The sequence below is a fragment of the Amphibacillus sp. Q70 genome (genome assembly GCF_052055485.1).
Taxonomy (GTDB): domain Bacteria; phylum Bacillota; class Bacilli; order Bacillales; family Amphibacillaceae; genus Amphibacillus.
This window is the reverse complement of the sequence record NZ_CP197171.1, coordinates 2,833,140-2,859,677: the sequence shown is the minus strand read 5'-3', so window position 1 is coordinate 2,859,677 and position 26,538 is coordinate 2,833,140. Positions and strand designations below refer to the sequence as shown.

General features: G+C 36.4%; 23 protein-coding genes. 4 read left to right on the top strand and 19 right to left on the bottom strand.

The features are described from left to right. Positions 1-2 precede the first annotated feature (2 nt). Positions 3-194 (top strand): response regulator, encoded by a 192-nt coding sequence (locus tag ACS127_RS12665; RefSeq protein WP_440895405.1) that lies wholly within the window; start codon positions 3-5, stop codon positions 192-194. A 31-nt stretch (positions 195-225) separates the two neighbouring features. Here the strand turns inward: ACS127_RS12665 and istB are convergent, their stop codons facing one another. Both istB and istA read right to left on the bottom strand, forming a co-directional pair. After that, positions 226-990 (bottom strand): IS21-like element helper ATPase IstB, encoded by a 765-nt coding sequence (istB, locus tag ACS127_RS12660; RefSeq protein WP_337020333.1) that lies wholly within the window; start codon positions 988-990, stop codon positions 226-228. Then, positions 987-2,555, bottom strand: coding sequence for an IS21 family transposase (istA, locus tag ACS127_RS12655; RefSeq protein ID WP_440898111.1), 1,569 nt, complete (start codon positions 2,553-2,555; stop codon positions 987-989). The genes istB and istA overlap by 4 nt, the downstream gene beginning before the upstream one ends. Positions 2,556-2,690: 135 nt before the next feature. On the opposite strand from istA, the gene ACS127_RS12650 reads away from it, so the two are divergent. Next, a complete protein-coding gene (locus ACS127_RS12650; protein WP_440898135.1) occupies positions 2,691-3,101 on the top strand; it encodes a response regulator transcription factor in 411 nt (136 codons plus the stop codon). Positions 3,102-4,114: 1,013 nt separating this feature from the next. Beyond that, entirely contained in the window at positions 4,115-4,201 is an 87-nt protein-coding gene (locus tag ACS127_RS12645) for a putative holin-like toxin (RefSeq protein WP_440898134.1), read from the top strand. Positions 4,202-4,823: 622 nt separating this feature from the next. Here the strand turns inward: ACS127_RS12645 and ACS127_RS12640 are convergent. From ACS127_RS12640 to mutS, 8 genes are all read right to left on the bottom strand, one after another. Next, entirely contained in the window at positions 4,824-5,831 is a 1,008-nt protein-coding gene (locus ACS127_RS12640) for an LLM class flavin-dependent oxidoreductase (RefSeq protein ID WP_440895404.1), read from the bottom strand. Between the two features lie 193 nt (positions 5,832-6,024). After that, positions 6,025-7,362 carry a type I glutamate--ammonia ligase gene (gene glnA, locus ACS127_RS12635; RefSeq protein WP_440895403.1) on the bottom strand — a complete coding sequence of 446 codons (1,338 nt, stop codon included), beginning with the start codon at positions 7,360-7,362 and terminating at the stop codon, positions 6,025-6,027. A 379-nt stretch (positions 7,363-7,741) separates the two neighbouring features. Continuing rightward, complete coding sequence (gene hflX, locus ACS127_RS12630; RefSeq protein ID WP_440895402.1) at positions 7,742-8,965, bottom strand: GTPase HflX; 1,224 nt, start codon at positions 8,963-8,965, stop codon at positions 7,742-7,744. 45 nt (positions 8,966-9,010) lie between these two features. Further along, a complete protein-coding gene (locus ACS127_RS12625; protein ID WP_440895401.1) occupies positions 9,011-9,907 on the bottom strand; it encodes an AAA family ATPase in 897 nt (298 codons plus the stop codon). A 205-nt stretch (positions 9,908-10,112) separates the two neighbouring features. Beyond that, positions 10,113-10,337, bottom strand: a complete 225-nt coding sequence (hfq, locus tag ACS127_RS12620; RefSeq protein ID WP_440895400.1) for an RNA chaperone Hfq — start codon at positions 10,335-10,337, stop codon at positions 10,113-10,115. Between the two features lie 37 nt (positions 10,338-10,374). Then, positions 10,375-11,310, bottom strand: coding sequence for a tRNA (adenosine(37)-N6)-dimethylallyltransferase MiaA (miaA, locus tag ACS127_RS12615; protein WP_440895399.1), 936 nt, complete (start codon positions 11,308-11,310; stop codon positions 10,375-10,377). A 15-nt stretch (positions 11,311-11,325) separates the two neighbouring features. Next, on the bottom strand, positions 11,326-13,161 hold the full coding sequence (gene mutL / locus ACS127_RS12610; protein ID WP_440895398.1) for a DNA mismatch repair endonuclease MutL: 1,836 nt from the start codon (positions 13,159-13,161) through the stop codon (positions 11,326-11,328). A 3-nt stretch (positions 13,162-13,164) separates the two neighbouring features. Then, positions 13,165-15,747 (bottom strand): DNA mismatch repair protein MutS, encoded by a 2,583-nt coding sequence (gene mutS / locus ACS127_RS12605; protein ID WP_440895397.1) that lies wholly within the window; start codon positions 15,745-15,747, stop codon positions 13,165-13,167. Positions 15,748-16,355: 608 nt separating this feature from the next. On the opposite strand from mutS, the gene ACS127_RS12600 reads away from it, so the two are divergent. Beyond that, positions 16,356-17,543, top strand: coding sequence for an IS256 family transposase (locus ACS127_RS12600; RefSeq protein ID WP_440895396.1), 1,188 nt, complete (start codon positions 16,356-16,358; stop codon positions 17,541-17,543). A gap of 325 nt (positions 17,544-17,868) precedes the next feature. Here the strand turns inward: ACS127_RS12600 and cotE are convergent, their stop codons facing one another. From cotE to recA, 9 genes are all read right to left on the bottom strand, one after another. Next, positions 17,869-18,417 carry an outer spore coat protein CotE gene (gene cotE, locus ACS127_RS12595; RefSeq protein WP_440895395.1) on the bottom strand — a complete coding sequence of 183 codons (549 nt, stop codon included), beginning with the start codon at positions 18,415-18,417 and terminating at the stop codon, positions 17,869-17,871. Positions 18,418-18,516: 99 nt separating this feature from the next. Further along, on the bottom strand, positions 18,517-18,858 hold the full coding sequence (locus ACS127_RS12590) for a DUF3784 domain-containing protein (RefSeq protein ID WP_440895394.1): 342 nt from the start codon (positions 18,856-18,858) through the stop codon (positions 18,517-18,519). Between the two features lie 108 nt (positions 18,859-18,966). Beyond that, positions 18,967-19,329: a RicAFT regulatory complex protein RicA family protein gene (locus ACS127_RS12585; protein ID WP_440895393.1), complete on the bottom strand. Its 363-nt coding sequence runs from the start codon at positions 19,327-19,329 to the stop codon at positions 18,967-18,969. 3 nt (positions 19,330-19,332) lie between these two features. Continuing rightward, on the bottom strand, positions 19,333-20,886 hold the full coding sequence (miaB, locus tag ACS127_RS12580) for a tRNA (N6-isopentenyl adenosine(37)-C2)-methylthiotransferase MiaB (RefSeq protein WP_440895392.1): 1,554 nt from the start codon (positions 20,884-20,886) through the stop codon (positions 19,333-19,335). A gap of 81 nt (positions 20,887-20,967) precedes the next feature. Continuing rightward, on the bottom strand, positions 20,968-21,891 hold the full coding sequence (locus ACS127_RS12575; RefSeq protein ID WP_440895391.1) for a dipeptidase: 924 nt from the start codon (positions 21,889-21,891) through the stop codon (positions 20,968-20,970). A gap of 118 nt (positions 21,892-22,009) precedes the next feature. Further along, a complete protein-coding gene (locus ACS127_RS12570) occupies positions 22,010-22,270 on the bottom strand; it encodes a stage V sporulation protein S (protein WP_440895390.1) in 261 nt (86 codons plus the stop codon). An 86-nt stretch (positions 22,271-22,356) separates the two neighbouring features. After that, positions 22,357-23,154, bottom strand: a complete 798-nt coding sequence (locus ACS127_RS12565) for a TIGR00282 family metallophosphoesterase (RefSeq protein ID WP_440895389.1) — start codon at positions 23,152-23,154, stop codon at positions 22,357-22,359. A 428-nt stretch (positions 23,155-23,582) separates the two neighbouring features. After that, a complete protein-coding gene (gene rny / locus ACS127_RS12560) occupies positions 23,583-25,154 on the bottom strand; it encodes a ribonuclease Y (protein ID WP_440895388.1) in 1,572 nt (523 codons plus the stop codon). A gap of 256 nt (positions 25,155-25,410) precedes the next feature. Continuing rightward, a complete protein-coding gene (gene recA, locus ACS127_RS12555; protein WP_440895387.1) occupies positions 25,411-26,448 on the bottom strand; it encodes a recombinase RecA in 1,038 nt (345 codons plus the stop codon). Positions 26,449-26,538: the final 90 nt, after the last annotated feature.

The window sequence follows — 26,538 nt, the reverse complement described above, 5'->3', positions numbered from 1 at the left end:
AAATGAATATTCTTATTATTGATGACCATGAGCTATTTTCTTATAGTTTAAAACTTGTATTAGAAAAACACCATTCAGAATATAATGCAATGACTCTATCCAACACTGATAAAATAGAAGCAATATTAGCATCAAATGATATTGATATTATTTTGTTGGATATTAACTTACAGAATGAAAGTGGTCTGGTGTGACCGTCAAGTAAAAAGACACAATTTATGCTCATTAATTTGAAACACTTTCTTGCCCAAATATGGTCGATCTATGTTTCATTCGATAACTATCTTCATTTAGATGAATGATTTCAACTCGGTGTAGAATTCTATCTAATATAGCTGTTGTAATTGCTTGGTCACCTAATAGCTCTCCCCACTCTTTAGGTGCTTTATTTGAAGTTAAAATGATGGATGATTGATTGTATAAATCATTAATCAAGTGGAAGAACATATTAGCTTCCTGTGAATCCATCGCCATAAACATCAAATCATCAATAATAACTAAGTCTGCATCTCTTATTCTTTTCATTCTCGTCTGTGATTTTCGAGTAATTTCTTCCGTTTTTAATACATGAATAAGGTCTCCCATCGTAGTAAAGATAACCTTGTAACCTTGGTTTAACGCTTCGATTCCTAATCCAATTGATATGTGAGTTTTCCCACTACCTGGTGGTCCTAATAGAATGATATTGTGTAACTGTTCTATCCAAGTTAAATCCTTCAACCTATTCAAATGTTTATTGCTTAATGATTTCTGTTCTTTTATATTGAATTCCTCTAATGTCTTTTGGAACGGAAATGTAGCCCATTTAAATCGTTTTTCTAACTGCTTTTCTTCTCTGCGAGTTTGTTCATATTTTACTACATCTAGGAGGAACTGAGTAAAGGAGGAATCCTTTTGCTCAGCCTCTCTAATTAATGCAGGAAGGTGATTTGCTGTTTCTGTTAAACGTAGAGTTCTCATCAATTCTTGTAATTGATTTAACTGGCTCATACTGGATCACCTTCCAATATGACAGTATAGGCATTCACTTCTCGTTTTTGAGCTTCTGTTTCCATAACCCAAGCTGAAACTCCTTTTACTCGTGTTACATTCTTAGCGGTATCATTTGGTGTATCTTCCATTTGTCGATGTCGTTTTAAATAGGCAACGACATCGCTAAAATCTGTGGCACCATAAAGATTCCTCTTTATACACTCTTTCAATGCTGTTGATAGAATTTCTTTGTTATTTGTTTTTGTCTCTTTTATTATCATTTGGAGTTGATCCCTAATATATCGAGGGTACTTCCCTTTTACTGCTTGTAGATAATCATAAGCCATCTCACTGTCATTAAAATGCTCGGCAACTGTATTCATAAATGCATCAATACCCTTTGTTCTATCACGGCTATGTTTTCTATCTTTAATCAATAACCCTTTCTCGTCAGGGATCGTATGCTTTGCTATGATTTCACCTGTTTCAGGGCTATAAATGATTAATTCTCTTTCCTCCGTTTCCTTAATGCAGACCGTTTCGTACTTGCCAAACGTCCCCAATGGTAGAGTATAACGGTTAGATAAATATCGAATGGTATTGTCCTTATGGACACATCTTGATATACTATTTTCATAGTTATATTTTATATCTATATTTTTGGTGACTGGTCTTAAGTGTTGTCTTTCCAGGGAAAATACTTCGACCGGTCTCTTTTTTGTTGTATGGTGAATTTTATAGTTTCCAGTTCTATGAAGCCATTCCCACCCTTGTTCATTCCAAGAATCAATGTTATGAAAAACTCGATGTTTAGCGAAATTATGTTTAATAAATCCAACTACATTTTCAATTTTTCCTTTGCTCTCTGGATCCGCCTTGCGGCAAACACGAAGGTTTAGATTCCTAGATTCTTTATATTGTTGGAACTCTTGTGTTAAAATTAAATCCCCACCATTCTCACTGACAACGATTAAACTATCTTGGTCATATACCAATTCACCTGGAATTCCTCCATACCACTTAAATGCATTTTCATGTGCTTTAATGACATCTTGGGTAGTAAATGGCCTATCCAACCATTCCATATATTTATATCTAGAATTAGATAGTACAAATGCTATAAAGTTTAATTTTACTTCCTTACTGTCTGCTGCCTTCTGTTTCGTATGACCAAAATCAACTTGTATTTGCTCACCCATAGGTGAATCGAGAATAGCCTCATAAATTCGTGGTGAAGTTTCCTTTCTTATTTTATATTCCTCTCGAAGTTCTCTAACATAGGAGCGAACCGTACTTTCACCTACTTCTAAATCTTCGTATCTTTCTTTTAGCCAATCTTCTACTTGTGCCGCAGACATATCTGGATGTTCTCTTAGCCAGGATAAAATTAGTTCTTTATAAGGATCTAATTTCTTACTTCTGGTTTGAATGGAATCAACCCACTTAGACATATCCGAAGGATTCTTTTTTAGATAACGATGAACGGTTGATCTTGAGATTCCTAGTTTTTCAGCTACCTTTGTCTTACTAAAACCCTTTTTAATTAATTGATGTATTTCCATATACATTTCCCACTTATCCACCTTTACGTCCTCCACTGTTCTGTATGTTTTGATATAAACATTGTACAATGGAAGTTCTTATTATTAATATTTTTGTGTAAATAAGTGTGTCTTTTTATCTAGCAAAAACTGTCTACTCTAGTTTAGCAGTCACATCTGGTTATTGGAAGGAAAATCAAGAGAAAACACCCGGATATTCCGCTTATTTTCTTAACTGGATTTGACCTACCCGAATATCGATTACAGGCCAAAAAAATGAATGCAGATGGTTTCCTAAATAAAAGTATGAAACCCGATGACTTAAGAGATGCTCTTCAAACAATTATTAAAACAGGCTCGTCACCCATTGAAAGTGAAATAACAATCTTGACTAAGCAGGAAAAAAGAGTGCTCGTACTATTGAGTAAAGGATACACACAAAATTATATAGCTTCTGAATTAAGTGTGAGTAGGCGTACAATTAATAATCATGTACAAGCTATTCATGAAAAAATGCAAGTTAATACGAGTATTGAAGCAATATCTGAGGGAATAAAACTTGGTATTATTTCTTTGCTAGACAATTAATGAAAATAATTATTGAATAGAATTTTTTCTACTTGATAATTTGAAAGTTATTTAGAAGTATATGATAATATACAATCTATATATAATTTCACTAGCATCATTTTTTTGTTTTTCAATTTCAAACTCAATAAGGTTGAGAAAAATAATCATTAAAAGACATAAAACGTTTAAAATATTTGGCCATCAGCTACTAATAACTTCATATTATATTAATCTTTATATGTTATTAAAAAAACGAGTTTTTGAACGTTTTGAAAAAGAAATTGAGGATTATAATTTTTAATTGTTTAAACCTCCCATGATTTAAATCTTGGGAGGTTCAATACGTTGTGGTTAGCTTTCTAAAAGATAGCTGCTATAGGGACTGTAAGCTAGTGTACTAACCTACAGCGTTGTTTTAGGCTAGATAACTATACTTAGAAAAAATCGAGAAGCCCCACCCAATTCTCTACTAGCTAGCCAAGTGAGATGCCCGTTCTGATAAGTCACTTATCGGGATGCAAGATGTACTAGTGCAGGTATTGTGACAGGACGTCACATTTTTCCCTGTCGCTGGGATGCCTTCAACTCAATCTATTCACTTTTTAAATGAGTTCCCCCACTCCCATCAGCGATCATCTGCTATGCTTTTTCTTATACTGAAAAGCATAGCATCAAGTAAATGCTTTAATCCGATTTCTCACCACAACTAGAAAATCAACTCTATACCTTAGATCAGCATATATAGGAGTGATTTTCTAATTTTTTTATTCATATAAATAATACGCTTCATAGTTCTTTTTGTGCTTCTTTTAAAGTAAATCTGCTTTATCTAGAATAGGTTGAATGGTCGTTTTACCCTAGCTAAAAACAAGTCTTTTAAATCTTTTTTCTTTATTATTTGATTTAATTATTACAATTTAAGGAATAAATATTTAAATTTCTTCTATATTAATATAATAGTTATGTAGATTTACTAACTCATGGGCGTTTCAGTGCTCCTCACCTTTTGAAAGGAAGGGAGGTGGTGCTGTATGACGGTTTTTGAAACGTTAACCATCATGATTAATTTTTCTGTGTTGATCATTGCAGTACTTGCCTTTAACAACACAAAAAAATAATCCGCCTATGAGTTGACAGCTCGGCGGATTATCCCGTGTGAGTACTGACCCCCTTGAAGGGAGTAAGTCTATATAGCTGTTAGTGTTCATTCACTAACGGCTTTTAATATTATATCACTTTACATTTTTATTATACCAAATGTGAGCGGAAAATCAACTCAAAAACTATTTAGAATCATCTATATTATCAACCGTTTTCTCAGTTGCATCAAGATAATGTTTACTTCAAACGTCTAGTGGTTGATGCCCCGTTTGTTTAGCCAGAGTTGAAAGATCAGCACCATTACTATGCATGGCAGCAATCTATGTTTTTTGTAAATTGTATGCAGTTAATCCGGTCCACTTTTGTAAAAATCTTGTATAACCAATTTCACTTTTTTTCACATTTTCATATCGATCGTTCTTATAAACACGTCCTACAAAATAATCACTTTGCTTTAAATTGTATGACTGGATATATTTTCTTACCGCTAAGACCGCTTCTTGTGTTAATCGTTTATTTTTCCACTTTTTCTGCTTCTTTAAATAAACAGATACATATCTTAAAATCTAAATAAAACTGGTGAAATGCATGAGTTTTATGCAATGATGTACATTAGACATTTTGCAACAGCCTCATTAACTATTGATTTTCTGTCACTATATTTTTAAACAACTGATAAGATCGTGTTTGTTTTTCACGATCAAAAATATAAGAAACAGCCATTATTTCATCGACATCATATTTTATCTGAAAATCAACCATTTGATCTCGAACTGAAGCTTGGCTACCTACCCAACTTTGATTAATCATCGTTTGAACAGCCATTTTTTCACGAGGAGTCCAAATACTTTCAATATCATCCACTGGTGGACTTAATGGTTGAGTCTCTCCTCGAATCACATTTAAGAAAAATTGTTCCGTTGTTGTCAATTCCCGCTCCGCTTCTTGGTCTGTTTCCGCAATAATGACATTTAAGCAAACCACCATATAAGGCTCAGCTAAATAGCGTGAAGGGCGGAAATGATCACGATAAATCTCAATTGCTTCCGACATATGTCTCGGAGCAAAATGGGAAGCAAATACATAAGGCAAACCAAGGTCAGCTGCCAGTTTGGCTGAATCCGTTGAAGACCCTAAAATATATAATGGCACATGTGTGGCAACACCTGGATATGCCTTAACATGGCCTTGTTCGTCAACTGGTCCCAAATAGTTTAATAAAGACTGAACATCAGAAGGGAACGTATGAACGGGATCATTACCCCTTGAGCGTCTTAAGGCATTTGCTGTTAATAAGTCGGTGCCTGGAGCGCGTCCAAGTCCCAAATCAACACGATCAGGATAAAGCGTGGCCATGGTACCAAACTGCTCGGCAACCACTAATGGAGCATGATTGGGTAGCATAATTCCCCCGGATCCTACTCGAATAGATTCAGTCTGTTCGAGCACGTGTTTAATTAAAATAGCAGTGGCTGAGCTCACAAGTGTAGGAGAATTATGGTGCTCTGCAATCCAATAGCGCTGATACCCCATTTTCTCCGTTGCTTGAGCAAGCTGTGCTGTCGCTTCAATAGCTTGAAGTTGATCTTCGCCTTGTCGAATTGGTGCTAAATCTAAAACTGAAACAGGAATATTTAAACGTGTCAACATACTCACTTCCTTAACTATAGGTCTTACTTAATAGCTTAACACGTTTATTCAAAAGTAATCAGTAAAATGCTTAGGACATATTAAATGTCATTTAGTTAAGCCAAAAACGGTTCTCCTTTTAAACGGCCTTATAAATATTAGATCATAAAGTCATGATAAAATAACATTTATGAGGCAGTTCAAGAGTAGATTAGTACATTTGAAGATATTGTTTTCTTTCCCATGGATGTACTTCAACCCGAAACATATCCCATTCCACTTTCTTTGCTCGAATAAAATGCTTATAGAGATGTTTTCCTAGCGAATTAATAATAACATCATCTTTCTTTAAAGCTGATAGAGCCTCAAATAATGTTGCTGGTAGATCTTGAATGCCATTTGCTCGACGTTCTTCTTTATCCATTCGATAAATATTCTGATCAATGGCTTGGGGGGCTTTTAGTCCGCGCTTAATTCCATCTAATCCAGAAACGAGCAAAGCAGATAGCGCTAAATAGGGGTTGGCTGTTGGATCAACACTGCGCACTTCAACCCGTGTACTTAGTCCACGTGATGATGGAATACGTACTAAAGGCGAGCGATTGGCACTAGACCATGCGACATAACACGGTGCTTCATAACCAGGAACAAGTCGTTTATATGAATTAACTGTTGGGTTAGTTATTGCCGTATATGCTGGGGCATGTTCAAGTATACCCGCTATAAATTGATAAGCGGCTTCACTTAATTGCATTTTATCATCTTCTGTGAAAAATAGATTTGAGTTCTCTTTAAAAAGTGATAAGTTGCAGTGCATGCCAGAGCCATTAACACCAATAAGCGGTTTAGCCATAAACGTAGCATGAAGATTATGCTTTCTAGCAATTGTTTTAACAACTAATTTAAACGTTTGAATATCATCAGCATGCTTAATTGCATCAGAATATTTAAAATCGATCTCATGTTGACCAGGAGCAACCTCATGATGTGAAGCTTCGATTTCAAACCCCATTTCCTCTAATTCAAGTACAATATCACGGCGGCAATTTTCACCTAGATCAGTTGGCGAAAGATCAAAATAACCTCCATGATCATTTAATTCTAAAGAAGGCTCTCCATTTCCATTTAATTTAAATAAAAAGAATTCAGGTTCTGCTCCAATATTAAATGTCGTAAAACCCATTTCCTCCATTAATTTAAGATTCCGCTTCAAATTATATCTCGGACAACCTGCAAAAGGGGTCCCATCTGGATTGTAAATATCACAAATAAAACGAGCCACTTTTCCCTTATCAGATGTCCAAGGAAAGACAGTAAATGTGTCTAAATCAGGATAGAGCTTCATATCTGATTCTTCAATTCGGACAAAGCCTTCAATAGAGGAACCATCGAACACCATCTCATTATTTAGTGCCTTGTCTAATTGACTAAGTGGAATTTCAACATTTTTTATCGTACCTAGCAAATCAGTAAATTGTAAGCGAATAAATCTAACATTATTTTCTTTAATCTGTTGCTTAATTTGTTCTTTTGTGAGCACTGTCTTCATCCATTCCTCTCCCTTTTATTAATGATTTTGTTAACTAAATGATTGTTTTAACCTATCCAAAAGTATGCGTAAAACTGAGACTGTCATTTTTATCATAAAGATTTGATAGTCAATTATTTTCGAAAATTTAAATTATTCCGTCTATTTATTTTAGCTAACAAGACTTGATCAGACTGAATTGGATAAGCAAGAAACAAATCAAATATTCTAACTATGTTAGTTTAATTTATTCCATTAATGATTGTCAATTTATTTTTTCAAATTTCCGTTAAAAAATTTGCCGTCGTCCATCTTTTCAACTCAATCTGATGATTTTTTATTTTCGAATAAAAATGGCTCCTTAAAAGTAGCACAAACCTTTTAAGGAGCCATCATTTGTTTAAGAGCGCATTAATGGATGATTGTCTGGTAAATAACCTTCTATTCGATAAGTTTCTTCTGCTTCAATAAATTCCTCATTAATGATTATCGATTGTTGTTTATATTGTTGAAGCAACTTCCCTTGATCAGCTCGGACTTGTCTTTCATAACGAGTCCATATTTTCTTAATTAACTTTTCAGTCTCATGAAGAATTTGGCTACGATCATCAGCCTCTAAGGCACTAACCTTTAAAGCTGGCTTCAAAAGGGGTACAAACTCATAATCGACACGATCCATTTTGTTATATATCGTTAGCATCGGAATATGATCAGCTTCTAATTCTTTTAATAAATTGACTACTGTTGCTTGTTGTTGATCATGGTCAGGATGTGATGCATCAACAACATGATAGATCAAATCAGCTTCAGTAACCTCCTCTAAAGTGGATCGGAAAGCAGCGATTAACTCCGTGGGAAGATCCTGCATAAATCCAACCGTATCGGTAATGATCGGCATTAATCCCGACGGAAGCTTTAGCTTTCTTGACATTGGATCAAGGGTTGCGAACAATTGATCTTCTTCAAAGCTATCGCTTTGGGTCAATCGATTAAATAACGTTGATTTTCCTGCGTTTGTGTAACCAACGATTGTAATTTTAAAAATATGATTTAATCGTCTTCTCTTCCGATACTGTTTGCGTTGATTAACCACTGTAGTAAGTTTTCTCTTAATCTCATTGATTCGACGATTAATATGGCGCCGGTCCGATTCTAATTTTGTCTCACCTGGTCCACGCGTCCCGATCCCTCCACCTAATCGTGATAGAGCTAAACCTTGACCATGTAAACGAGGCAATAAGTATTGGTATTGAGCCAGCTCAACTTGTAATTTCCCTTCACTTGTTGTTGCTCGATTTGCAAAAATATCTAAGATTAACTGGCTGCGATCAATGATCGATCGTCCTGTTTGATTTTGTAAATTACGCATTTGAGATGCTGATAATTCATCATTAGCCACGATCAATTGAATATCTTCATCTTCAATGAGCTCGTTGATCTCAGCAATTTTCCCAGATCCTAGATATGTAGCAGGATGTGGCTGATCACGTTTTTGCGTTATGACTTCCTTTACTTGCCCTTTGGCTGTTTCAGTTAAAGATTTAATTTCTTCCATTGAATAATGAAAGCGAGTATCATCATTATCCTTTTTCTGAACGGCGATTATTAGTACATTTTCTTTCATGTTGTTCCCTCTTTTCTGATTGATGCTGTCTATCAGTTAAGTCTGTTATTCATTGTCGTTTGGAATATCATCTGCTGTCAACAAAATAAATGCTTTCACATCATATACCCGTTGTTTAATTAATCGAATCGCTTGATTCCTGATAGATTGCTCTATTGTATTGCGAACATAACGAGCATTACTAAAGTGAAGCCTATCTCTTCGTTGAATTTCTTTTTTTATCAATTGGTTTAATTTTAATTCAGCTTGCTTAGTTAAATGATAATCACGCATCTTGACCATTTTTTTGGCAATTTCAATTAATTCAGTGGGTTGATAATCTGGAAAATCGATAATAAATGGAAATCGTGATCGTAAACCCGGATTAGTTCGAAGAAAGCCATCCATTTGTTCAGGGTAACCTGCAAGGATGAGAATAAATGCTTGATGATTATTTTCCATATGGGTAACCAGCATATCAATCGCCTCTTTGCCAAAATCCTTATCACCGCCACGTGCCAAAGCATAGGCTTCATCAATAAATAAAATCCCGCCTTGTGCCCGTTTAATTAAAGCCCTAGTTTTATGTGCCGTTTGGCCAATGTATTCACCTACCAAGTCAGCACGATCGACTTCAATCACATGATTATTCGTTAAAATATCCAACTCAGCAAACCAATTAGCTAAAGCTCGTGCAACAGTTGTTTTACCTGTTCCGGGATTGCCTTTGAAGAGCATATGCAGCGATTGGGCTTCTGTTTTTAAACCAACCTCTTTGCGTCGCTTGTTTATTTCAATAAAGGCATAGATTTCCTTCATTTTATCTCTGATCATCTCCATACCGATAAAATGCTGTAAGGCTAGGTTAACGGATTCAAAGGGATCACTTTCTGGGACAGTATCAGCAGGCTTCCCTTGGTGATCATTTAAAACGATATTTATCTGGTTATTTCTTGATGTCATTTTTCAGACCACACTCCTTCTTTATATAAGTATACGCAAGATGGAGTGATTTTTTACTTATCTCTTGTGAATTGATTTTTAAATAAGTTAATTTAATATGTTTATCATTGTAAGAAAGATTACAGAACAGCCAAAACAGGTGTAGAAAATAAGTTGTTTTCTACACCTGTTTGGCTTGTGGGACAATTAACCACCCTTTTTTATTCTACTCTTGATCGAGCGTTACATTTTTCGCTGGGGAAAATGTAGAGATAGCATGTTTAAAAATGAGTTGTTGCTTTCCATCCGTCTCAACTAAAACAGTGAAATTATCAAATCCCTTAACAAGGCCTCGCAATTGAAAACCATTCGTTAAAATAACAGTCACTTGAATATAATCTTTTCTAAGCGCATTTAAATACTGATCCTGGATATTGACCGATTGAGCCATGTTATTTCCTCCTCTTCTATCTCTAGTTAATTTAATTCTAGATATTTTTTAAAATTCCTGCTAAATCAGTATAAATTTTTTCAAAAACTTGATCTTTTTTTTCTGGAGTTATCGAATACCAATTAACATCTAACTTATTTTTAAACCAAGTGTATTGGCGTTTAGCATATCTGCGCGAATTTCGTTTCAATAATTCAACTGCTCTCGAAAAATCATATTCACCTTCAAAATAAGGAATAAATTCTTTATAACCAATTGCTTTCATCGATTGAGCATTAACTAATCCTTGATCATAAAAGAATTTAACCTCAGCTACAAGGCCAGCTTCTAACATTATCTCAACACGATGATTGATTCTTTCATATAATAAGGATCGTTCCATAGCTAAACCAATGATCATTGTGTGATACGGTGATTCCTCAGCTTGTGAAGCTTGTCGTTCTGTCATGGTTTGACCTGTTCGGTCATAAATTTCTAAAGCTCGAATAACACGTCTGACATTATTCGGATGAATATTTTTGGCTTGAACAGGATCAATTGTTTGTAAACGGTGGTAGACTTCTTCAATGCCGTGCTCTTTTATTTCTGCTTCTATCTTCATTTGGTAAGCCATATCACGCTTTTGTTCAGGGAAATGGTAATCAGCTAAGGCAGCTTGAATGTAAAGACCTGTTCCACCAACGATAATTGGTAATTTACCTCGTTTATTAATATCAGCAATATGCTGTTGCACAAGCTCTTGAAATTCAGCGACAGAAAAGGTCTGGTCTGCTGTTTTAATATCGATCATATGATGTGGAATCTCACCTTTTTCATCATCTGTCACTTTCGCCGTACCAATATCCATGCCCCGATAAATTTGCATCGAATCACCACTAATAATCTCACCATTGAAACGTGTCGCTAATTCAATCCCCAAACTTGTTTTTCCAACAGCAGTTGGTCCTACTACAGCCACTACCTTATCTTTCATTGATTTATCCTCCATCTACATCACCCGTTTAAACATCTTCTCCATTTCATAACTTGAAAAATGGACAATAATAGGTCGCCCATGTGGACAAGTGAAAGGATCTTGTGTTGTACGTAATTCCTCTAATAACCGAAACATATCATCTTTATTTAAATGATGGTTAGCTTTGATTGAACGTTTACAAGCCATCAGAATGGCAGCCTCTTCACGTAATTTATTAAGATCGATTGTTTCATCTTTAATGACCTGTTCAACCATATCACGAATGACTTCTTCTTCAAGTCCATTAGGAAACCAGTTAGGATGTGCTCGAATTAAATAGGTTGTGTGACCAAAAGGTTCAAAAAACAAACCAACTTCTTTTAATTGCTCTTGATACTGTTCGATAATAAGTGCTTCTTGATTTGAAAAATCAAAAGTAAGGGGTAAAAGTAATTCCTGTAATTCATTATCGACCTGACCAATCTTTTCACGAAAGTATTCATATTTGATTCGCTCTTGTGCCGCATGTTGATCAATCATATACAATCCTTGCTCATTCTCAGCAATAATATAAGTTCCGTGATGTTGACCGATCGGATACATCGCCGGTACGCGTTCAACGGGATCTGTCACTTCTTCCAGACTTGACTCTACAGACTCAACCTCTTCAGTGAATTCTGATGTTTGATAGATCGGCTTCTTTTCATTTGTTTGACTTGATTCAGTCACTGGCTCAGTCTCTCTAGGGTGTTGATCCACTTTGGGTTGTAACTGTTTTGTGATCGTCGGATCAATCATTTTTTGGTCTTTTTCATGTTCAAATTGAAAGCTTTCTTGCTCAGTTTTTATTTTCTCTGGCTTGGGTGCTTGGGCATTTGGGATTAATGTTTCTTTTCGAAAAGCCTGTCTGATTGCTTCTTCAATCGCTTGATAAAGTTCTTTTTCTTTGCTGAATCGAACTTCCAATTTAGCTGGATGGACATTAACATCGACCAAAATTGGATCCATTTTAATTTGTAAAACAACAATCGGGCTCCGACCAATCGGTAACAATGTATGGTAACCGTTTAGAACAGCTTTATTCAATGGGATACTTCTAATAAAACGCCCATTGATAATCGTTGAGATAAAATTGCGCGATGATCGAGTGACCTCTGGCTTTGCTATATAACCTGTAATCGAATAATCTAATGTATGATGTTCGATTTTAATCATTTTTTTTGCTACAGAAACACCATAAATTTGAGCAATAATTTGAATTAAATCACCACGACCATTTGACTGGAATAATTGCTTATCATTATGATAAAGCTCAAAGCGAATGTCTGGATGAGACAAACTCAAACGATTAATCACATCTGTAATGTGTCCAAGCTCAGTATGGATTGTTTTCATATATTTTAATCGTGCCGGTGTATTGAAAAATAAATGTTCAACGGTTATCTCAGTACCTTGCCTGGCATCTGCTAGATCACGGTTAACTAATCGGCCACCTTCTAGCGTTAATCGTGTGCCAGCTCCTGATCCAGTAGAAGTTTTTAACGTTAGTTGACTAACTGCTGCGACAGACGCTAAGGCCTCACCCCGAAAGCCAAGTGTCTCAACATGAAAGAGATCATTTTCTGATTGAATTTTACTCGTTGCATGACGTAAAAAAGCACGTTCAGCATCATCTGATTCCATACCAGAACCGTTATCAGTAATTTTAATCTTACGTAAGCCCGCTTCTTCAATTTCTACTTTAATAATCGTACTGTTTGCATCAATACTGTTTTCGATCAACTCTTTAACAACAGAAGCCGGTCGTTCAACGACTTCTCCCGCTGCAATTTTATTAGCTAAAATATCAGGCATCGTTTGGATCTTCACGCTTTAATCCCCCTTCTTTGCTTGCTGTTGGAGACGATAGAGTTCATTCATGGCTTCCATTGGTGTCAGTTCCATTAAGTTGAGTGACTTTAATTTTTGTTCAATCGCTGACTCCTGCGGCGACTTTTGCTGCACTGGTGTTTCACTCTCAAAAAAGCTCAATTGATCTGTGTCATTGGCTATTTTCTCTGCTTTTACCGATGGTGTTTGCTTCTGCTCTAACCCCTGTAGAATAACACTTGCTCGTTCGATAAGTTGATCCGGTAATTCAGCTAATTTTGCGACGTGAATACCATAACTTTTGTCAGCTGGTCCTGCTTGTATTTGGTGGAGAAAAACAACTTGCCCTTGATATTCCTCTGCCTTGACATGAATATTGCTTAGTCGATTGAGATTATCAGCCAAGCTTGTTAATTCATGATAATGCGTTGAAAATAACGTTTTTGCTCCAACATAATCATGAACATATTCAATAATCGCTTGAGCCAGTGCCATGCCATCATACGTACTTGTCCCACGGCCAATTTCATCTAATAGAATTAAACTCCTTTCTGTTGCTTGTGTTAGCGCATGCTTAGCTTCTAACATCTCAACCATAAAAGTACTTTGACCAGAGACCAAATCATCGGATGCACCAATTCGAGTAAATATTTTATCAAAGATCGGTAAAATTGCCTGATCAGCAGGGACAAAACAGCCTATTTGAGCCATAATCACAATTAAAGCGACTTGTCTCATATACGTACTTTTACCAGACATATTAGGTCCGGTGATTAACAAAATTTGTTTGGCTTCGTCCATATAGACATCATTCGGAACATACATCGAATCCTTCATAACTTTTTCTACGACTGGATGGCGCCCTTTAATAATTTGTACCTGTTCATCAGTTGTAATAACGGGTTTAGAATAGCCTTGATCTTCACTGATTGTCGCAAAGCTCTGTAAAACATCTAATTGGCTGATCCGTTCAGCTAAAGTTTGCAAACGTGAAATAAAGCTAAGCACTTGTTCACGAAGTTTTAGGAAAAGCTGATATTCTAGATCAATACTCTTCTCTTGAGCTGATAAAATAAGATCCTCTTTTTCTTTTAATTCAGGTGTAATAAAGCGTTCAGCATTCGATAAGGTTTGCTTTCGTTCATAGGTTCCTTCCGGTAATAAATGCAAATTCGCTTTGGTAATTTCAATATAGTAACCAAAAATACGGTTGTAGCCAATTTTTAGTGACTTAATCCCGGTTGCTTCTTTTTCATGTTTTTCTAGTTCGGCAATCCACTGTTTACCATTACGTGAGGCATCACGATATTGATCAAGCTGTTCGTTAAAACCATCACGGATAATGTTTCCTTCCTTGATCGTCAACGGGGGATCATCAGTTAAACTTTTTTCGAGTAACTCTTTCAGATCATTTAAGGGGTCCAGTGACTCACCTAGCTTAATTAACTCTTGTTCTTGAAAAGTAGCTAGAATGTCTTTTAATTGAGGAACTTTGGTTAAAGAGATCTTTAATTGAAGCAAATCTCTAGCATTCACATTTCCAAAAGCAACCCGGCCACATAAGCGTTCAAGATCATAAATGGATTTCAGTTGTTCACGTAGGTCTTCACGTTTAATGTAATCACTCATCAACCCATCAACAAACTGATATCGTCTCTCTAATTCTAAACGATTTAATAAAGGGCGCTCTAACCATTTTTTAAGTTTGCGTGCTCCCATTGCTGTAACGGTTTGATCAAGTACCCACAACAAACTTCCTTGCTTACCCTTTTTGATAATCGTTTCTGTTAATTCAAGATTGCGCTTCGAGTACATATCTAAACCAAGATATTCATTGAGCTCAATGATTTGCAGTGGCTGCAAATGTTCAAGAGCACGTTGCTGTGTTCTTTGTAAGTAGTTAATCAGCTGGCCAAAGCCAATTTTTATTTTTTCTTCATCAATATGTTCAACGAGTTGGGTAAAAGGATCAGCTAATTCCATTGCGACAGAATAAGATAAAGTGACATCTAAGCGATCTGTCAAACTTTGTTTCTGTTCTTCTGGCAAGCCGTTAGTAATAACAATTTCACTGACTGGCCGATTGTATAATTCGCTCAACACATGCTCCCAACCTGTCGTTACAAGCGCTCCACTTGTCTCCCCGGTTGATAAATCAATATAAATAAGTGTATATGTATCGTGGTCAAATGCTGTTAAACTAGCTAAATAGTTATTTTCTTTTTCATCTAACATCAGACCATCCATCACCGTGCCAGGTGTGATCAGTTGAACCACTTCTCGTTTGACAACACCTTTTGCTTGTTTGGGATCCTCTACCTGCTCACATATTGCCACTTTAAATCCTTTTTCAACTAGATTTTTAATATAATTCGTTGCTGAGTGATGTGGGACACCACACATCGGGATCCGTTCTTCACCGCCCCCATCGCGACTGGTTAAAGTAATCTCAAGTTCCCGCGACGCCTTTAAGGCATCATCAAAAAATAATTCATAAAAATCTCCTAATCTAAAAAAAAGAAAACTATCTTGATATTGTGCTTTTATTTTCAAATACTGCTCAACCATTGGTGTATATTTCCCCATCAAACTATCTCCTTTTTACTATATATCAAGAAAAATCGACCTATTATTTATAAAAAGCCTAAATTCTATTATTATTATAACACAATCATGTGTTTCCTTAGAAATCCTAACTTAACATTGCTTGTGTCAAATATGGGTATGATTTTTTATCACCGTTAACCTGCTCTAGCATAGAGACTTTTCTTCGTGGATCAGAGTTGGTGCGACATTTTGAATGTTTTTACTAACCGAAATATTGCGAAGTTGACTGCATTTCGGGAAACTTGATTGCATTTTCGCTAAGTTGATTGTATTTCGACTAACTTGATTGCAAATCGCTGAACTTGATTGTATTTCCGCTAACTTGACTGTATTTCTGCAAAGTTGATTGTATTTCGGCTAACTTGATTGTATTTTGCGAAACTTGATTGCATTTCGCCGGACTTGATTGCATTTTCGCTAACTTGATTGTATTTTGCGAAGCTTGATTGCAAATCGCCGAACTTGATTGCATTTCGCTAAACTTGAGATTAAGGCTATATAATTGTGTAATAAAGAAAAAGAGCCAAATCAGCTCTCCTATAGTACAATGTAGTTACCAACCAACCATTGAAAAGGAGAGAACTGAAATGACTCAATTAAATTTTACCCTAGATATGGACAAATTAACAGAGGAAATTTTATCGAGCAACTTAAATTCGGCAACTAAAGGACTGGCAGTCGCTGTATTTAATGCCTACATGGAGGCGGAGCGTGATGCCTATGTCCAAGCCGACTCACGAGAACGCCATGCACTTCGCCAAGACATGCGGAATGGCTATTACGAAAGAGATTATAAACTACCTATCGGGCGAATCACGCTGAAAGTCCCTCGGACACGCTCTGGTGCCTTTTCAACAAAGTTATTCGAGAAGTATCAACGTATGGATCAATCGCTTGTTCTGACATTAGTGGAATCTGTCGTGAGTGGTGTATCGACCCGAAAGGTCACTAAAATTGTTGAGACCCTCTGTGGGGAAGGCGTCTCTCGTTCATTTGCTTCTGATATTCTCAAACGTCTAGATCCTGAGGTGGCATCGTTTAGAGAGCGCGCCCTTCACCATAAATACTATGCCTATGTTTATGTCGATGCCATGTATATTAAAGTGCGAGAGAATCATCGTGTGGTATCTAAAGGTGTCTATATTGCGCAAGGGGTGACGTCAGAGAATAGACGTGAGATTATTGGATTTATGGTTTCAGAAGAGGAATCAAAGGCAGCTTGGACAAGCTTCTTTCAGGACTTACGAGCGCGTGGTTTGAAGAAACCCAAGCTCATCATCTCTGATGCGCATTCTGGATTGAAAGCAGCGATTAAAGAAGACTTTTTGAACTGTCCATGGCAGCGTTGTACCACCCATTTCTTACGCAATCTAACGGATGTGATGCCGAAGAAAAACAGTCAAGCTGAACGGACAGCCTTAAAACAAATCTTTTATGCCGATACCCTGGCCCATGCCAGAGAATTGAAGACAAACTTTATAAAGACAGTCGAGGGAAATCCGAAGTACACAGCGGTCATCGAGAAGTTAGAAGCCGGTTTTGATGATGCCCTACAATTCATCCAAGAACCCACGGGCTATCATGTCTCTCTAAGGACGACAAACAGTTTAGAGCGAGTCAATAGAGAAATACGGCGTAGGGAAAGAGTCATTGGGATCTTTCCGAATATAGATTCAGCTGTCCGACTTATCGGTGCCGTTTTGATGGATATCCACGAAGGATTTCAGAAGACGAAGCGAAAATTTTTAAGAGACTATGCCCCGGGGGAGAATTAAATGTAACGCTTTTCCTGACCTCGCCATGGCGAGGACAGGAAAAGCTACCCCCCTCTCAAGTAACTACAGAGATAGCTATAGGTTATTACACAAGATTTTGGACTTGACAAAACTTGATTGTATTTTGCGAAACTTGACTGCAAATCGCTAAACTTGATTGCATTTCCGCTAACTTGACTGTATTTCCGCAAAGTTGATTGTATTTTTGGATCAAGGCTTTCGCGATCTTTTGAACACTTTTCCTCCGCAATGTTGTTAATAACAGCAAACAAAACTTTTTTGGTCATGATTAAAGCGCACAGGCGATTCTGTGCGCTTCTACCATTTATTCAGTTGATTCTGGGTCTAAATTAATCAGTTCTTCTTCAGTTAATTCATCGACCCACTCTTCTTCATCATTAGTTGTACCTGTTGGATCTACTCGAACGGATACTTTGGTATCTCCAATTACTTCAACTAAAAATTCACGTTCCACCTCTGTTTGAATTTTTTGTTTAGCTTTGTCAATTGTACATGAGGTTGAATTTGGTTGTTGAAGGACTTTGGCATAGACATCAACTTTATTTCCAACAGTTTGTTTATCCTTAACTGATAATTTAATTTGATCTGTGTAATTGACACGCTCTGTTACCACTTCTGTTTTTGTGTGATCATTGTATGAATACCAAACGTTAATATCGTAGCTACCATTAACTTCTACCATTTCCTCCCCTTTACGTTTAGCATTATATAAGTGATTAATAATCCAGCACCCTAGAATACTAGACGGTTGATGGGTTGGATTGACAACATGTTTATCCTCTGCGAATTTACGACCTTTACCAATAACAGCTTTTGTAATGATTTCCCGATAGTCTTGATCAAGAAATGACATATTTACATAACCTCCATTCTTAATATTCAGTTTATGCAACATCGCTAGGCGAAGTGACACTCACCACCTAATTCATCCTATGCATGTGCCTAATATCTGCTACTGATTAAGAATGTTTTTTTGCTGAAAATTAGAACAATCCACCATTATATTTTTTTGTGCTTTCAGGATAAGCATCAATCCTGCAACAAAGAATATCGCAAAACAGAGCCATCCATAGGCTGTGTTGGTGATATAATTGACGATTCCCGTTAAAAACATGCCGATACTCATCACGATAAGTGCCTTGCCCATTTTTTCAGTATACGCTTTTTGATTTTCCTTTGTGACATTCGTATAGTGATAGGAATGGATCAAGGTGATCTTGTCTCTTTTCCAAATCAATAAACCCACTATTAAACATAACAGACCCATCACACTCATTAACAATAAGTCAAACATGGTATACCCCCTTGATTCATTTACGTGAATCTTAACCTTTACATAAAAGCGCGGTCAAGCTCTACCAAACAGAAAATCCCCCCAATCAATTGAGAGGATTTCATATGACTAATCTATTGTATTAAATTTTGTTTTCACTTCTTCGTCTATATTACTTATTAACGACTGTAAAATATCATTGACAATGACTTGGGAAGATTTAAATTCGTCAACAATCGGAATTGCATCAATTTCTGCTTGAATCGCATCAATCTGTGCATCCACCTGTTTGACTGCTTCAACTTTTCCATAGGCCTGTAAATTAACTGCTTGTTTTTGCAGTTTTTTTATTTGATCAATCAAATCCTTAACTTTTTGATTGTCATTTAATCGTGATTCCAAAGCTTTAAAGCGTTCAACCTCTTCCAATTCATCTAATCGACTAGTGATCTCTTCAACCTTATTAAAGATTTCTTCTTTTGAATAAGTCACAATCTATAACACCTCTGCTGTGCTCTCAACAAATTCACCATCAAGTGACCACGTTTTAGCTTTTGTAATTTTAACGGGCACAATTTGACCAATCATTGATTTTGGTGCTTTAAAATTGACTAATTTATTTCGTTCAGTATAACCTGAAAGAACATCAGGATCCTTCTTACTTTCACCTTCTACTAAAACTTCAACAATTTGTCCTTCATATTTCTCCATTGACGCTTTTGACTGCTCATTTACAAGAGCATTAAGGCGTTGTAATCGTTCCTTTTTCACTTCCATTGGAATATTATCCTCCCAACGTGCAGCAGGTGTACCCTCACGTGGTGAATAAATAAATGTGTAAGCCGATTCAAAACCTACTTCTTTCATTAGTGTCATTGTTTCTTCAAATTGTTCATCTGTTTCATTTGGAAAACCAACAATAATATCTGTTGTTAGGGTCGCATTTGGCATGGCTTCGCGAATCTTACCAACTAATTCTAGGAAATCTTCTCTTGTATATCGGCGCGCCATAATTCTTAAAATATCAGAACTACCTGACTGTACAGGTAAGTGAATATGATCCAATAGATTACCACCTTTAGCCAGAACTTCAATGAGATGATCATCAAAATCACGAGGATGTGAAGTTGTGAAACGAACACGCGGGATATCAATTTTTCGTAATTCATCCAACAGATCACCTAGACCATATTCAAACTCAAGGTCCTTACCATAAGCATTGACGTTCTGTCCGAGTAAAGTAACTTCTTGATAACCTTGAGCAGCCAAATGGCGTACCTCTTGAATAATGTCTTCTGGTAAACGGCTACGTTCTTTTCCTCTTGTGTAAGGTACAATACAATATGTACAGAATTTATCACAACCATACATAATGTTTACCCAGGCTTTAATATTTCCTTTACGTACTTTCGGTAAGTTTTCAATGATGTCGCCTTCTTTAGACCAGACCTCGACTACCATTTCTTTACTAAACATCGCTTCTTTTAAAAGTTGTGGTAAACGATGGATATTATGCGTACCAAAGATCATATCAACAAAGGGATGTTTTTGCAGAATCCGATTGACGACAGATTCTTCTTGTGACATACAGCCACACACCCCAATGATTAAATCAGGATTCTCCATTTTAATCGGTTTTAAATGGCCAATTTCACCGAAAACTTTATTTTCAGCATTCTCACGTATAGCACATGTATTTAGTAAAATGACATCTGCTTCTTCTGTTTCTTCCGTTGGTTGATAGCCAAGGTCAGTCAACAATCCAGCCATGACTTCACTATCATGCTCATTCATTTGACAGCCATATGTACGAATAAGAAATTTCTTACCTTGACCAATTCCTTTCATATCTTCTGGAACAGCATAGTCATAATGAATATCGACATCTTTCTTTAATCTTTTTTTAGCTTTCTTTAAATTGGGTGGTTGATAAGTCGATTGAAAATACTTACCAATCAACTCATCAGAATCCATATTTTTTAAACGATCTAAATTTGCTTTAGGATCATTTTTTATTTGATTTGTTTCTAGACGTTGTTCTTCATTCATTAGAGTAGCTCCTTTTCTACAAATACTTCTTCAATTAGTTTAACATGTTAGCAAACTTTTTTGTGTAAAAATGTATCATTTCTATTTTGTTCGAGGGAATTTTTTTAAAAAGTTTTGATAAGATATTTTGTTAATAGTGGATTGGCTATAACGCTTAATTAGTTGATCCTGTAATGAAGCATAGTCAGTTACTGAGCTAAGTCCCATTATCGTTTCGGTAATCCCGTCAAAATCAGACCCGAAGCCAAGATGGTTCAATGCACCGATAGTGATGAAGTGGTCAATATGGGTAAATAAGTCTGCAATTTCAACTGAAGCAGATGCTTTAGTAAACTCGGGAACAAAGGTGAGCCCAATTAAACCATCACGTTCAATTAAAGCTTTAATTTGATAATCATCTAGATTACGTGGGTGCTGACAAATGGTGAATGCATTACTATGTGAAGCTATAACATGATCAGCTTGATTGATGACATCATAAAATCCTTTGATCGATAAATGTGAAACATCTATCCAAATAGACTCCTGATTTAACAATTGGATGACTTCTTGACCAAAAGCAGTAATTCCTTCCCTTTTAGCACTCATAATACTATCAGCAACTGCATTATTGTTATTCCAAGTCAAACCGACCATTCGGACACCATAATCAATCATTTTAGTCAACTTGTTTAAATTCATACCAATCGGGTGACAGCCTTCTAAGGTTAACATCGCTCCTAATTGATTAGGTTGTAAATTTTCAAGATCCGTTTTTGTCTTAATATGAATGATATCGGGATTTGGAATAATTATTTTTTCAAAAAAAAGATCAATCATTTTTAGAGCAACATCATATTGTTGATCACTTGGAACTGATGAAGGAACAAATATGGCAAAAGCTTGGACCCGAACAGGACTATTTCGCCATTTAGTTAAATCAAACTGCAAGAACTCACTACTGTTCACATCATAATCATATTTCCACAATTGATAAAGCAAATCACAGTGCGCATCAATGATCATAAAGCTCCTCCTTTAGATAAAAAAATCCTGTTTTATGTATGACACACAACAGGAACAATTTAGGGTATTTGAGCAAATATTCTATCAGTGGGGAAATCCCCACTGACAAGGTTTTATCTCATCTCGGTTCAACAATCAGCTTAATCGCTGTTCGCTCTTCATTATCAATTTTAATATCTGTAAAAGCGGGAATACAAATTAAATCGACACCACTTGGTGCAACAAAACCTCGGGCAATGGCAATCGCCTTAACCGATTGATTAAGAGCGCCGGCACCGATTGCTTGAATTTCTGCTGAGCCTCGTTCACGTAATACATTCGCTAAAGCACCTGCTACTGAATTTGGATTTGATTTTGCTGAAACTTTTAATACATCCACTTTTGCTACCTCCCTATAGTTTCTTAAGTCCCTACCACTTTTACTATATTCTCGCAAATGGATGATATGCTAAATTCCCATCAAATTCAGTCAAAAAAAGGGCTGTCTTCTGTAATTAAAATTCGATTAATTCGCTCGGCTTTGCCAGTTTTTTGATCAATATCTATGACTACACCGCTTAATTGTGCCTTCCCTTTTTTAGTTGCCTCAAAGCGAACAGGTAATTGAGTTAAAAATCTTTTGATCACAGCTTCTCGCTCGGTACCAATGATCCCGTCATAAGGACCTGTCATCCCAACATCTGTTATGTAAGCTGTTCCCTGATCAAGGATACGATTATCTGCTGTTTGGACATGTGTATGCGTCCCAACAAATGCACTTATTCTTCCATCTAAATACCAAGCTAATGCAAGCTTTTCACTTGAAGCTTCTGCATGAAAATCAAGAAAGATGATCGATGTTCGTTTACTAGCCTCTTCAACCAATTGATCAGCGATACGAAATGGGTCATCAATTGCCGACATAAAGGTTCGACCTTGTAAGTTGATAATGGCAACCTCAGTTCCATTGATATTGACATAATTGATGCCTTTTCCTGGTGTACCAACAGGATAATTTGCCGGTCGAATGATTTTCTTGGCTTCATCAATAAAATCAAAGATTTCCTTTTTATCAAAGGTATGATTTCCCATTGTTAAAAAGTCAGCACCATACTCTAGAAGTTGTTTGTAAATTTTTTCGGTTATACCTTTTCCTGCTGCCGCATTTTCCCCATTTACAATGGTTAACTGTGGCTGATATTTTTTCTTTAGTTTGGGTAAATAAGTTTGTAATTGTTCTCTTCCCATTGAACCAACAATATCCCCAATAAATAAAATTCTCATCTTGCTACTCCTTTATTAAAACGGCCTATCCGTTAGTTATTAAGTTTGATAAGTTTTTACAATGTTACTCTGAATTTTAGTTTTACATAAGATCGTATGCTTGTCAAAAATAGTTCGAAATTTTTGGCTTGCTTATCATTTCTTATGCTTGTTATATTTTTCACTTTTTGGAGTGAGTCCTTATCCACTTCATAAAACGAAACTTCAATCAGTGAATCAGTGGGAGTATTAGTAACTCCAAGGTGGCTCTGTATTCTCTAGTATCCACTGATAGGAACTGTGTTACTCACTCCTCCACAAAACCATTATTGTCCCGAGTTTTACGGCAGCTATCAGTGAAAAAATCAATCTGTCTAACTATTCGATAATAGAAAAGAGCGACCGTGTTCGTAACGGACGCTCTCTCTTATTACATAGATACAAATGGATTATTTTGCATACTCAACAGCTCGTGTTTCACGAATAACAGTTACTTTAATATGACCAGGGAAATTCAATTCATCTTCTATTCGTTTTCGAATCTCTCGGGCGATACGAACAGATTCTAGATCATCAATTTCGTCTGGTTTAACCATGATTCGGACTTCACGACCTGCTTGAATGGCGAATGATTTCTCTACGCCATCATAAGATTCAGAGATTTCTTCTAATTTTTCAAGTCGTTTAATATAATTCTCTAATGTTTCACTTCTTGCACCTGGTCGAGCAGCGGATAAAGCATCAGCAGCTGCTACTAATACAGCAATTATAGAAGTTGGTTCTTCATCTCCATGGTGTGAGGCAATAGCATTTATCACTATTTCTTTTTCTTTGTACTTGATGGCAAGTTCTTTACCTATTTCGACATGGCTGCCTTCCACTTCATGATCAATTGCTTTACCAATATCATGGAGTAATCCTGCACGTTTAGCTATCGTCACATCTTGTCCAAGTTCTGCCGCTAGCAGCCCGGATAAATGAGCCACTTCTATTGAGTGATTTAATACGTTTTGTCCATAGCTTGTACGATATTTTAAGCGACCAAGAATTTTAATTAAATCAGGATGTAAGCCGTGAACACCAACCTCAAAGGTTGTTTCTTCACCGACTTCACGAATATATTCATCAACCTCACGTCTTGATTTCTCAACCATTTCTTCAATACGTGCTGGATGAATTCGACCATCTTGAACTAATTTTTCTAATGCAAGCCGCGCTATTTCACGTCGAATGGGATCGAAACCTGATAAAATAACAGCTTCAGGAGTATCATCTATAATTAAATCTATTCCCGTTAATGTCTCTAAAGTTCGAATATTTCGTCCTTCACGGCCAATTATTCGTCCTTTCATTTCGTCATTAGGAAGGTTTACTACGGACACCGTTGTTTCGGCAACATGATCTGCTGCACAACGTTGCATTGCGTATGATAAGATATCCTTTGCTTTTTTATCTGCTTCTTCTTTTGTTCGGTTTTCTGCCTCTTTAATGATAAGTGCTGATTCATGATTAACTTCTTTTTGAACACGTTCTAAAATAATTTGCTTTGCTTGCTCCGATGTATAACCAGAAATGCGCTCCAGTTCAGCTTGTTGTTCTCCCAACAAAGCTTCTACTTTGCCTTCCATTTCTTCAATTTGTTGTTGTTTTTCTGCTAGTGAAGTTTCCTTCTTCTCTTGCATCCGTTCACGTTTGTCCAACGTTTCATCTTTCCGATCAAGGTTATCTTCTTTTTGCAGGAGTCTGTTTTCTTGCTTTTGTAACTCAGCACGTCGTTCTCGAAGCTCTTCGTCAGCTTGCTGACGAAACTTATGATGCTCATCTTTAGCTTCTAATAGGGCTTCTTTTTTTGCTACTTCTGCGTTTCTATGCCCCTCTGAAACGATTTGTTTCGCTAATGCTTCAGCACTAGAAATCTTTTTCTCTGCAATTGATTTACGAATCAGATAGCCAACAACAATACCGACGATAAGGATAGCTAAACTGGAGATGATAGTAATGATTAAATCCACGTAATCCATGGTTTCACCTCCTCTTGCTATTCATTTTTAACTCATTTTAAGTCGGCATGTACTTTGTATTACCTATTTCAAATGCGTCATTAATTTTCCAGTATAATTATGATAACTATACATTATTAATTTTAATGGTGTAAATAGGTAATGTCAAGAAAACAAAAGTGACTAATCAAAAAAATGCCTTTTAATATGAGCATGATATCAAAAAAGACTGATCTAAATTGCAGTTGCAAGAATAGATCAGTCTCGACACTAAATATTATTTGTCTGGAATTAATTCATCAATCGCTTCTTCAGCTTCTTGGTTATCACCACTTAAATTATAGTGTTTTCTAACCGCTTGATTAATCTCATCAATCAAATGTGGATTTTCTTTAAGGTATGTTTTCGCATTCTCACGACCTTGACCCAGACGTTCACCTTGATAAGAATACCAAGCACCGCTTTTTTCCACGATATCTAATTCAGCTGCGATATCCAGCAGTTCTCCTTCTTTTGAGATCCCCTCACCATACATAATATCGACTTCAGCTTGTTTAAATGGTGGAGCTACTTTATTTTTAACAACCTTAATTCGCGTTCGGTTTCCAACCATTTCATTTCCCTGCTTAATGGTCTCAGCCCGACGAACTTCTAAACGAACAGATGAGTAGAATTTCAAAGCACGACCACCCGGTGTGACTTCAGGGTTACCGAACATAATTCCAACTTTTTCACGAACTTGGTTAATAAAGATCGCTGTTGTTTTTGATTTATTAATTGCACCAGAAAGCTTACGTAGTGCTTGTGACATTAAACGAGCTTGCAGTCCAACGTGTGCATCGCCCATTTCCCCTTCAATTTCTGCTTTCGGTACAAGAGCAGCAACAGAATCGATGACAACAATATCTACAGCGCCACTGCGGACTAAAGCTTCAGCAATTTCTAATGCTTGTTCACCTGTATCTGGTTGAGAAAGCAATAATTCATCAGTGTTAACACCTAAATTTCTAGCATAAATGGGATCTAGAGCATGCTCTGCGTCAATAAATGCGGCTGTTCCTCCAGCTTTTTGAGCTTCTGCAATAGCATGAAGAGAAACGGTTGTTTTACCTGAGGATTCTGGACCATAGATTTCGATAACTCGTCCTCGTGGATAACCACCAATACCTAAAGCTACATCTACTGCTAATGAACCGCTGGAAACAGTAGCTATTTTCTGTTCAGCCTGCTCACCTAATTTCATAATTGAACCTTTGCCAAATTGTCTCTCTATTGATTTCAACGCCTGATCTAAGGCTTGTTTACGATCGCTCATCCAAATTCCTCCTCAATTTTCAACTAAATATATCATAACTCTTTTTTTCAAAATATACAAGGAAAACAGCGAATGAATGTTCTTATAAAT

Coding starts and splice junctions, on each gene's coding strand:
- ACS127_RS12565 (WP_440895389.1), bottom strand. CDS start 23,154: ATGAGAATTTTATTTATTGGGGATATTGTTGGTTCAATGGGAAGAGAA.
- cotE (WP_440895395.1), bottom strand. CDS start 18,417: ATGTCATTTCTTGATCAAGACTATCGGGAAATCATTACAAAAGCTGTT.
- istB (WP_337020333.1), bottom strand. CDS start 990: ATGAGCCAGTTAAATCAATTACAAGAATTGATGAGAACTCTACGTTTA.
- miaA (WP_440895399.1), bottom strand. CDS start 11,310: ATGAAAGATAAGGTAGTGGCTGTAGTAGGACCAACTGCTGTTGGAAAA.
- ACS127_RS12600 (WP_440895396.1), top strand. CDS start 16,356: ATGACTCAATTAAATTTTACCCTAGATATGGACAAATTAACAGAGGAA.
- mutS (WP_440895397.1), bottom strand. CDS start 15,747: ATGGGGAAATATACACCAATGGTTGAGCAGTATTTGAAAATAAAAGCA.
- miaB (WP_440895392.1), bottom strand. CDS start 20,886: ATGAATGAAGAACAACGTCTAGAAACAAATCAAATAAAAAATGATCCT.
- ACS127_RS12665 (WP_440895405.1), top strand. CDS start 3: ATGAATATTCTTATTATTGATGACCATGAGCTATTTTCTTATAGTTTA.
- ACS127_RS12645 (WP_440898134.1), top strand. CDS start 4,115: ATGACGGTTTTTGAAACGTTAACCATCATGATTAATTTTTCTGTGTTG.
- ACS127_RS12590 (WP_440895394.1), bottom strand. CDS start 18,858: ATGTTTGACTTATTGTTAATGAGTGTGATGGGTCTGTTATGTTTAATA.
- hfq (WP_440895400.1), bottom strand. CDS start 10,337: ATGGCTCAATCGGTCAATATCCAGGATCAGTATTTAAATGCGCTTAGA.
- glnA (WP_440895403.1), bottom strand. CDS start 7,362: ATGAAGACAGTGCTCACAAAAGAACAAATTAAGCAACAGATTAAAGAA.
- ACS127_RS12575 (WP_440895391.1), bottom strand. CDS start 21,891: ATGATCATTGATGCGCACTGTGATTTGCTTTATCAATTGTGGAAATAT.
- ACS127_RS12625 (WP_440895401.1), bottom strand. CDS start 9,907: ATGACATCAAGAAATAACCAGATAAATATCGTTTTAAATGATCACCAA.
- recA (WP_440895387.1), bottom strand. CDS start 26,448: ATGAGCGATCGTAAACAAGCCTTAGATCAGGCGTTGAAATCAATAGAG.
- rny (WP_440895388.1), bottom strand. CDS start 25,154: ATGGATTACGTGGATTTAATCATTACTATCATCTCCAGTTTAGCTATC.
- hflX (WP_440895402.1), bottom strand. CDS start 8,965: ATGAAAGAAAATGTACTAATAATCGCCGTTCAGAAAAAGGATAATGAT.